The 9,323-nt window shown below is 66.3% G+C and carries 7 protein-coding genes; 3 read left to right on the top strand and 4 right to left on the bottom strand.

Translation table 11 applies throughout. The annotated features are described in order from the left end of the window. Positions 1-65: 65 nt before the first annotated feature. The 4 genes from prpE to ABE423_RS19725 all read right to left on the bottom strand — a co-directional run bounded on the left by prpE (position 66) and on the right by ABE423_RS19725 (position 4,976). A complete protein-coding gene (gene prpE, locus ABE423_RS19740) occupies positions 66-1,946 on the bottom strand; it encodes a propionate--CoA ligase (protein WP_049400974.1) in 1,881 nt (626 codons plus the stop codon). Positions 1,947-2,643: 697 nt separating this feature from the next. Further along, positions 2,644-3,258: an RluA family pseudouridine synthase gene (locus ABE423_RS19735; protein WP_180838760.1), complete on the bottom strand. Its 615-nt coding sequence runs from the start codon at positions 3,256-3,258 to the stop codon at positions 2,644-2,646. 121 nt (positions 3,259-3,379) lie between these two features. Beyond that, complete coding sequence (locus tag ABE423_RS19730) at positions 3,380-4,366, bottom strand: malate dehydrogenase (RefSeq protein ID WP_004153634.1); 987 nt, start codon at positions 4,364-4,366, stop codon at positions 3,380-3,382. Between the two features lie 118 nt (positions 4,367-4,484). Further along, the gene (locus ABE423_RS19725) at positions 4,485-4,976 is read right to left on the bottom strand and encodes a peptidylprolyl isomerase (RefSeq protein ID WP_004153629.1); all 492 of its coding nucleotides are present in this window, start codon (positions 4,974-4,976) and stop codon (positions 4,485-4,487) included. Positions 4,977-5,249: 273 nt separating this feature from the next. On the opposite strand from ABE423_RS19725, the gene typA reads away from it, so the two are divergent. From typA to ABE423_RS19710, 3 genes are read left to right on the top strand one after another with little or no spacing between them, the layout of a single operon-like run. Continuing rightward, a complete protein-coding gene (gene typA / locus ABE423_RS19720; protein ID WP_088024560.1) occupies positions 5,250-7,097 on the top strand; it encodes a translational GTPase TypA in 1,848 nt (615 codons plus the stop codon). Positions 7,098-7,108: 11 nt separating this feature from the next. Continuing rightward, positions 7,109-7,576, top strand: coding sequence for a DUF2127 domain-containing protein (locus ABE423_RS19715; protein ID WP_005408223.1), 468 nt, complete (start codon positions 7,109-7,111; stop codon positions 7,574-7,576). 41 nt (positions 7,577-7,617) lie between these two features. Then, a complete protein-coding gene (locus ABE423_RS19710; protein ID WP_149909486.1) occupies positions 7,618-9,240 on the top strand; it encodes an amidase in 1,623 nt (540 codons plus the stop codon). The last annotated feature ends 83 nt before the right edge of the window (positions 9,241-9,323 follow it).

Genomic DNA, 9,323 nt, shown 5'->3' with positions numbered 1-9,323 from the left:
CCCCCACCTCCTTTTCGGTGCGGGGTCAACCGGGCCGCGCCCCCCCCCCCCCCCCCACTACCAGGTCAACGGCCCAGCGCGCGGCGGATCTCCTCCAGCGCGCTGGGATCATCCAGCGTCGACAGGTCACCCGGGTCGCGCTGCTCGGCCAACGCCTGCAGCGAGCGCCGCAGCAGCTTGCCGGATCGGGTCTTGGGCAAGGCATTGACCACGTGCACATGCGCCGGGCGCGCAACCGCACCAAGCGAAGTCGTCACCGTCGCCATCATCTCGGCCACCACCGGCGCCGGATCCTCGCCATCCAGCCCCTGCTTGAGAGTGACGAACACCAGTGGCACCTGCCCCTTCAGTTCGTCCTTGACCCCGATCACCGCCGCCTCGGCCACGCGCGGATGACTGGAAATGGCCTCCTCGATCTCGCGCGTGCCCAGGCGGTGCCCGGCCACGTTGATCACATCGTCGGTACGGCCGAGGATGAAGGTGTAGCCATCGTCGTCACGGATCGCCCAGTCCAGCGAGCTGTACAGCAGCTCCTTGAAGTGGCTGAAGTAGCTCTGCAGGAAACGGCTGTCGTCGTTCCACACCGTGCTCATGCAGCCCGGCGGCAGCGGCGGCGACACCACCAGCACGCCCTTCTGCCCCGGTGCCACTTCCTCGCCGGTGTTCTCGTCGATCACCTTCATCCGGTAGCCGAGATTGGGGAACCCGGGCGAGCCGAAACGCACCGGCTTCATCTCCAGGCCCGGCAGCAGGGTCAGTGCCGGCCAGCCGGTTTCGGTCTGCCAGTAGTTGTCGATGATCGGCTTGCCGAGCGCTTCGCTGATCCAGTGCGCGGTCGGTTCGTCCAGCGGCTCGCCGGCCAGGAACAGGTACTTCAGCGCGCCCAGGTCGTGGCGATGGATGAAGTCCGCGTCGTGCTTCTTCAGCACGCGGATGGCGGTGGGCGACGAGAACATCGTGCGCACGTTGTACTGCTCGCACAGCGCCCACCAGATGCCCGGGTCCGGATTCGTCGGCAGCCCTTCGTAGAGCAGCGAGGTACAGCCGCCGATCAGCGGGCCGTACACGTTGTAGGAATGGCCGACCGCCCAGCCGACGTCGGAGGTGGAGAACATCACCTGGCCCGGCCTGCAGTCGAACACCGTTTCCATCGACTGTGCCATCGCCACCGCATAGCCCCCCACATCGCGCTGCACGCCCTTCGGCTTGCCGGTGGTGCCGGAGGTATACAGCAGATAGCTCGGCTCGCTCGCTTCCAGCCACTGCACCGGCACGTCGACTTCACCGATCTGCGCACGCAGCTCGGCGTAGTCCACATCGCGGCCCGGCACGCGTGGTTCGGCGGCATCCAGCCCACGCGACACGATCAGCACGTGCGGCGGTGGCGACGTGGCTTCGGCGCAGGCTGCATCGACCATCGGCTTGTACGGAATCAGCTTGCCACCGCGCATGCCGGCATCGGCGGCGATCAGCAGCTTGGGCTTGGCATCGTCGATGCGCAGCGCCAGGTTGTGCGCGGCAAAGCCACCGAACACGACCGAATGCACGGCGCCGATGCGCGCACAGGCGAGCATCGCGAATACCGCCTCGGCCATGTTCGGCATGTAGATCACCACGCGATCGCCGTGGCCGACACCCAGGTGCTTGAGCACGGCGGCGAAGTCATTCACCTCGCGATACAGCTGGCGGTAGGTGATCTCGCGGGTGCTGTTGGTCTCGGTGGAAATGGCAACCAGTGCGAGCTGGTCGGCGCGCTCGGCCAGGTGGCGGTCGACGGCGTTGTAGCAGAGATTGGTTTCACCACCGACGAACCAGCGCCGGAACGGCGGGTTGCTGTAGTCGAGCACCTGCTGCGGCGGTTTGTGCCAATGGATGCGCTTGGCTTCCTCGCCCCAGAAGGCCTCCGGCTCGTCGATCGAGCGACGGTAGGTTTCCTCGTAGTTCATGACGCAGCCCTCCCAGACAAAGTCATGGGTTCGAGGATAGTCCGGTGCTGCCGCGCGGGCCGCCCTACCTTGGTAGGGGGTGGGGTTTTGTTCTGCAGGGCTTGCAGCCCTGCACCTGCAGAATCAACGTCAACGTCAACGTCAACGTCAAAAGCGGGGCCATTGAGGGATGGCGGGGTGGGTCCGGTTGCGGGGGGCGCCGTAAATCCGTCCATGGAGGCTCGGTCGCCGCGTCCATGCGGCTCACGCCCCCGCAACCGGACCCACCCCGCCTTCGACAGTTTCCTGCGATCTGTCGGAAAGGCGTATTGCTCTGGTAGATGTCGACCTTGGTCGACTGCTCTGGTGGGTGTCGACCTTGGTCGACACGGTAGATCCACGCCATGCGTGGATGATTCATTCGATATCTGACAGAGAAATCGTGTCGACCAAGGTCGACACCTACCAACTGCCGCGCGGAACAACGGCCGTGGTTGCCAACAGCCGCGGGAATCTGTCGAAGGTGGGACGGTGTCGGAGTGCGGGGTGTCAGCCGCATGGATGCGGCTGCCAAGCCTACAGGGACGTACTTGCGGCGTCCCCGCACTCCGACACCGTCCCGCCAACCCACGGATAGCCCGCTTCTGACGTTGACGTTGATTCTGCGGGTGCAGGGCTGCAAGCCCTGCCGAACCCCTAGACAAGCCCTGCCGAACCCCTAGAACGGAGTCGCGGACTCGAACGCGAGCGCTTCGCCCGTCACCGGATGGGTGAACCGCAGGCTGCGCGCATGCAGATGCACACGCTGCGCCGGCGCGGCGTCATACAGCACATCGCCAACGATGGGATGGCCGAGACTGGCCATGTGCAGGCGCAGCTGATGGCTGCGGCCAGTGATCGGTTCCAACGCCACGCGGGTGCGCTGCGCTTCAACATCACGTGCCATTACGTGCCAACGTGTCAGCGCCGGTTTGCCGCGTTCGTGATCGACCATCTGCTTCGGCCGGTTCGGCCAGTCCACGATCAGTGGCAGGTCCACCTCGCCAGCATCGCCTTCAAGCAGCCCCTCCACGATCGCTTCGTAACGCTTGCCAACCTGGCGCTGCTCGAACTGCATCGACAACGCCACCTGCATCTCCTTGCCGCGCGCATGCAGCAGCAGGCCGGAGGTCACCTGGTCCAGGCGATGCACGGTCAATGCATCCGGGTACAGCGCCTGCAGGCGCGCGACCACGCAGTCCTGGTTCTCGGCGCTGCGGCCAGGCACGGACAGCAGGCCGGCCGGCTTCTCGGCCACCAGCAGCGCGTCGTCGATGTAATGCAGGTGGATCATCAGTTCCTGTATTCCTCAAACAGAAACGGGGAAGCCTGAGCTTCCCCGTTGCTGCGTACCGACCAGCGGTCGGTACCTACCTTGATGGAAGACGTACCGGCTCGCGCCGGTACCGCCTGCATCAGCCCAGCAGGTGGGCGACGCCGGCGCGCTCTTCTTCCAGCTCGGCCAGGGTCTTGTCGATGTACTTCTGGCTGAAGTCGTCGATCGGCAGATCCTTGACCAGGGTGTACTTGCCGTTCTCGGTGGTCACGGCGAAGCCGAAGATCACGCCTTCCGGAATGCCGTAGGAACCGTCGGACGGCACGCCCATGGTGACCCACTTGCCGTTGCTGCCCAGCACCCAGTCACGCACGTGGTCGATGGCTGCGTTGGCGGCCGAAGCAGCCGAGGACGAGCCACGGGCTTCGATGATCGCCGCGCCGCGCTTGCCGACGGTCGGGATGAAGGTGTTGGCGTTCCACTCCTGGTCGTTGATCGCATCGGCGATCGACGCACCATCAGCGGTGGCGAAACGGTAGTCCGGGTACATGGTCGGGCTGTGGTTGCCCCACACCACCAGCTTCTCCATGCCACCGACCGGCTTGCCGAGCTTGGTCGACAGCTGGCTCAGCGCGCGGTTGTGGTCCAGGCGCAGCATGGCGGTGAAGTTCTCCGGCTTCAGGTCCGGGGCCGACTTCATCGCGATGTAGGCGTTGGTGTTGGCCGGGTTACCGACCACCAGCACCTTCACGTCACGGCTGGCGACCTTGTTCAGCGCCGCGCCTTGGGCGGTGAAGATCTTGGCGTTTTCCAGCAGCAGGTCCTTGCGCTCCATGCCCGGGCCACGCGGACGCGCGCCGACCAGCAGGGCGATGTCGGCGTCCTTGAACGCGACTTCGGCGTCATCGGTGCCGACCATGCCGGCCAGCAGCGGGAAGGCGCAGTCTTCCAGCTCCATCATCACGCCCTTCAGGGCGGCCTGGGCCTTGTCCACCGGCAGTTCCAGCAGCTGCAGGATGACCGGCTGGTCCTTGCCCAGCATTTCGCCGGAGGCGATGCGGAACAGCAGGGCATAACCGATCTGGCCGGCGGCGCCGGTCACGGCAACACGAACGGGTGCTTTCATGGGGGTTTCCTCTTGCTTGCAAGCGTTTGATGGGACGCCGCGGGCGTGGCCACGCAGGCCTGACGGGCGGCAGGGAACAGGGAAACGGCCACCCGAGGGTGGCCGTTTCGAAGGGGGATCAGGCGGCGAGGTGCTTGTTCCACTCCGCGACGCGCTCGGCCTGGGCGGCCAGCACGGCGTCGACGTCGCCTTCCAGGGTGATCGAATGGATCACGTCGCCCTGCTTGACCGAATCGACGATGGCCTGGCCTTCCAGGACCTTGCCGAAGACGGTGTGGCGGCCGTCCAGCCAGTCGGTCTTGATGTGGGTGATGAAGAACTGGCTGCCGTTGGTGTTCGGGCCGGCGTTGGCCATCGACAGCGAGCCGACCTCGTGCTTCACGCCATTCTTCTCGTCTTCGAACTTGTAGCCCGGGCCGCCGGTGCCACGACCTTGCGGGCAGCCGCCCTGGATCATGAAGTCGGCGATCACGCGGTGGAAGATCAGGCCGTCATAGAAACCGTGCTTGACCAGGTTCACGAAGTTGGCCACGGTCAGCGGCGCCTTGTCGGCGAACAGCTCGACCTTGATCGGGCCCTGGGTGGTGTCGAAAGTGGCGATGAGGGACATGAAGATCCTTGATGCAGAGGGGAACGCGTCTAGCCACCTAGTTTACACCTGCCTCGTGGCGGCGGCGGCTTCGACCATGGGCGCAGATCCGGGCTTCAGCCACGGGACGGGGGGCCCCGCGGTGCAGGCCAGGCGGCCTCGACCGGCGCCACGGCCTCCCAGCTGAATGGGCCCCATGACGGGTGTGAAATCCACCTTTTCGCGAATCGTCAAGTTCGACGTATAATGTTGGACTTCTTTTTCCAAATCCGGCGCCGACTGGCCCCCTTTCGTATGTCCATCGAAAATCTTCGCAACATCGCCATCGTCGCCCACGTCGACCATGGCAAGACCACCCTGGTCGACCAGCTGCTGAAGCAGTCCGGCACCCTGTCCGAGCGTACCGTCCTCGCCGAGCGCGTGATGGACAGCAACGACCAGGAAAAGGAACGCGGCATCACCATCCTGGCCAAGAACACCGCCATCACCTGGGAAGACAAGAAGACCGGCATCAAGAACCGGATCAACATCGTCGACACCCCCGGCCACGCCGACTTCGGTGGTGAGGTCGAGCGCGTGCTGTCGATGGTCGATACCGTGCTGATCCTGGTCGACGCGATGGACGGCCCGATGCCGCAGACCCGCTTCGTGACCCAGAAGGCCTTCGCGATGGGCTTCAAGCCGATCGTCGTGGTCAACAAGGTCGACCGTCCGGGCGCCCGTCCGGAATGGGTGATCGACCAGGTCTTCGACCTGTTCGACAAGCTCGGCGCCACCAACGAGCAGCTGGACTTCCCGATCGTCTACGCCTCCGGCCTGAACGGCTATGCCGGCCTGGAAGACACCGTGCGCGACGGCGACATGACCCCGCTGTACGAAGCGATCATGCAGCACGCGCCGCGTCCGGAAGTGGACCCGGAAGGCCCGTTCCAGATGCGCATCAGCCAGCTGGACTACAACAACTTCGTGGGCGTGATCGGCATCGGCCGCATCCAGCGCGGCACCCTGAAGAAGAACATGCAGGTCGCGGTCATCGACCGTGAAGGCAAGAAGCGCAACGGCAAGGTGCTGCAGGTGCTGGGCTTCATGGGCCTGGAGCGCATCGAGCAGGATACCGCCGAGGCCGGCGACATCGTGGCCATCTCCGGCATCCAGGAGCTGACCATCTCCGACACCATCTGCGCACCGGACTTCCCGGAAGCGCTGCCGGCGCTGACCGTCGACGAGCCGACCATCTCGATGACCTTCCAGGTCAACAACTCGCCGTTCGCCGGCAACAAGGACCTGTCCGGTGGCAAGTTCCTGACCAGCCGCCAGATCAAGGACCGCCTGGACCGTGAAAAGGTCCACAACGTGGCCCTGAAGGTCGAGCAGCTGGAAGACGCCGACAAGTTCCTGGTCTCCGGCCGTGGCGAACTGCACCTGTCGGTGCTGATCGAGAACATGCGTCGCGAAGGCTACGAGCTGGCCGTGTCGCGCCCGGAAGTGATCATCAAGGAGATCGACGGCCAGATGATGGAGCCGATCGAGCAGCTGGTGGTGGACATCGAAGAAATCCACCAGGGCGGCGTGATGGAAAAGCTGGGCACCCGCAAGGGCCAGCTGAAGAACATGGAATCGGACGGCAAGGGCCGTGTGCGTCTGGAGTACTCGATCCCGGCCCGTGGCCTGATCGGCTTCCAGAACGAGTTCAAGACCCTGACCCAGGGTTCGGGCCTGCTGTTCCACGTGTTCGACCACTACGGTCCGAAGGAACAGGGCGCGATCGCCAAGCGCATCAACGGCGTGATGATCGCCAATGCGCCGGGCACCACGCCGGCCTACTCGCTGGGCCCGCTGCAGGAGCGCGGCAAGCTGTTCGCTGCTGAAGGTGACAACGTGTATGAAGGTCAGCTGGTCGGCATCCACTCCAAGGACAACGACCTGACCGTCAACGCGATCAAGACCAAGCCACTGACCAACATGCGCGCTTCGGGCAAGGACGATGCGATCCAGCTGACCCCGGCGATCAAGTACTCGCTGGAACAGGCCCTGGACTTCATCGAAGACGACGAGCTGGTCGAGATCACCCCGAAGGAGATCCGTCTGCGCAAGAAGTTCCTGACCGAAAGCGACCGCAAGAAGGCTTCGCGCGGCGGCTGAGCCAGCACCCCGTGAACCAGAGCGGCTACAACCCGGATCCACACCGGCATCCGGGTCTCCATGTCATCGCCCTGCTCGAAGCGAGCAAGGCTATGCTGGCGCTGTTGGCCGCCACCGGGCTGGAAGTGCTCGGACCGCAGCCGCTACGGCACGGCATCATGGCCCTGATCCGGCGTTTCAGCCTGGATCCGGACCATGGCACCCTGCCCTCGCTGCTGCACATGATCAGCCCCGACGCGGTCCACCTGGCCGCGGCGGGGATGATCGGCTACGGCCTGCTGCACCTGGTCGAAGCCTGGGGCCTGTGGCGGGCCAAGGCCTGGGCCTCCTGGCTGGGCTGCCTGACCGCCGCCCTGTATCTGCCTTTCGACATCTTCGCGATCATCCGCCACCCCGGCTGGCCGTCGTGGACGATCCTGGCGATCAACCTGATCGTGGTCTACGTGCTCGCCCGCGACCTGCGCAAGCGCCACCGCTGAGCACCGGCTACACTGGGGATTGGAGCCGACCAAGCCGCCCCATGCGCCCGTCCTTGCCGCCTCTGCTGACCTGCCTGCTCGCCGCGCTGCCGGCGCTGCTTTCGGCTGGCTGCAGCCCGGCCACGCCCAGCGCGCATGCGGCCGAACCTGCGAGCCGCAACGTGCCGTTCCCGTACGCCGAAACCGATGTCGCCGACCTGCAGGCGCGGATGACCGCCGGGGAACTGGACAGCACCACCCTGACCCAGGCCTACCTGCAGCGCATCGCCGCGCTGGACCGCACCGGGCCGCGCCTGCGCGCGGTGATCGAGCTCAACCCCGATGCCCTGAAGGAAGCCGCCGCGCGCGACCGCGAACGCCGTGACGGCCGCCTGCGCGGCCCGCTGCATGGCATCCCGCTGCTGTTGAAGGACAACATCAACGCCGCGCCGATGGCCACCAGTGCGGGTTCGCTGGCCCTGCAGGGCTTCCGCCCGGATGACGCCTACCTGGTGCGCCGGCTGCGCGACGCCGGTGCGGTGGTGCTGGGCAAGACCAACCTCAGCGAATGGGCCAACTTCCGCGGCAATGATTCGATCTCCGGCTGGAGCGCGCGTGGCGGCCAGACCCGCAACCCCTATCGCATCAGCCATTCGCCGTGTGGTTCCAGCAGCGGCAGCGCGGTGGCCGTGGCCGCCAACCTGGCCAGCGTGGCGATCGGCACCGAAACCGACGGCAGCATCGTCTGCCCGGCGGCGATCAACGGCGTGGTCGGCCTGAAGCCGACCGTCGGCCTGGTCAGCCGCGACGGCATCATCCCGATTTCCTTCAGCCAGGACACTGCCGGGCCGATGGCACGCAGCGTCGCCGACGCTGCAGCCGTGCTGACCGCGATCGCCGGCCGCGATGATGCCGACCCGGCCACCGCGACCATGCCCGGCCGCGCGGTCTACGACTACACCGCGCGACTGGACCCGCAGGGCCTGCGCGGCAAGCGCATCGGTCTGCTGCAGACACCGCTGCTGAAGTACCGTGGCATGCCGCCACTGATCGAACAGGCGGCAACCGAGCTGCGCCGCGCCGGCGCCGTGGTGGTGCCGGTGGAGCTGCCCAACCAGGGCGCCTGGGCCGAGGCCGAGCGCACGCTGCTGCTGTACGAATTCAAGGCCGGGCTGGAGCGCTATTTCAGCACCCACCGCGCACCATTGCGCAGCCTGGCCGAACTGATCGCCTTCAACCAGGCGCACAGCAAGCAGGAACTGGGCCTGTTCGGCCAGGAGCTGCTGGTGGAGGCCGATGCCACCGCCGGCCTGGCCGACCCCGCCTATATCCGCGCCCGCAGCGATGCGCGCCGGCTGGCCGGCCCGGAAGGCATCGATGCCGCCCTCGCCGCCCACCAGCTTGATGCACTGGTGGCGCCCACCACCGGCGTGGCATGGCCGATCCGCAGCGAAGGCGACGACTTCCCCGGTGAAAGCTACAGCGCCGCCGCCGTGGCCGGCTATCCCAGCCTCACCGTGCCGATGGGGCAGATCGATGGTCTGCCGGTGGGTCTGCTGTTCATGGGCACCGCCTGGAGCGAGCCGAAGCTGATCGAGATGGCCTACGCCTACGAACAGCGCACGCGCGCGCGGCGCCCACCGCACTTCGATACCGACGCACTGATCGACGCTGGCGAGCCGTGATCCGGTAGTGCCGGGCGCGGGGCCGCCGAAGCCGAGGTGTAGGCCCCCCGCCCGCGCGCCCCCCACGGGTGACGGGCCCCCCG

The sequence above is a fragment of the Stenotrophomonas sp. TWI1409 genome, assembly GCF_039673015.1.
Taxonomy (GTDB): domain Bacteria; phylum Pseudomonadota; class Gammaproteobacteria; order Xanthomonadales; family Xanthomonadaceae; genus Stenotrophomonas; species Stenotrophomonas maltophilia_A.
The sequence above is the reverse complement of the archived record's forward strand: the minus strand, read 5'-3'. Positions and strand labels throughout refer to the sequence as shown.

What these genes read in the sequence shown, in the direction of transcription:
- typA (WP_088024560.1), top strand. Translation starts at nt 5,250, where the DNA reads ATGTCCATCGAAAATCTTCGCAACATCGCCATCGTCGCCCACGTCGAC.
- ABE423_RS19725 (WP_004153629.1), bottom strand. Translation starts at nt 4,976, where the DNA reads ATGTCCCTCATCGCCACTTTCGACACCACCCAGGGCCCGATCAAGGTC.
- ABE423_RS19735 (WP_180838760.1), bottom strand. Translation starts at nt 3,258, where the DNA reads ATGATCCACCTGCATTACATCGACGACGCGCTGCTGGTGGCCGAGAAG.
- ABE423_RS19710 (WP_149909486.1), top strand. Translation starts at nt 7,618, where the DNA reads ATGCGCCCGTCCTTGCCGCCTCTGCTGACCTGCCTGCTCGCCGCGCTG.
- ABE423_RS19730 (WP_004153634.1), bottom strand. Translation starts at nt 4,366, where the DNA reads ATGAAAGCACCCGTTCGTGTTGCCGTGACCGGCGCCGCCGGCCAGATC.
- prpE (WP_049400974.1), bottom strand. Translation starts at nt 1,946, where the DNA reads ATGAACTACGAGGAAACCTACCGTCGCTCGATCGACGAGCCGGAGGCC.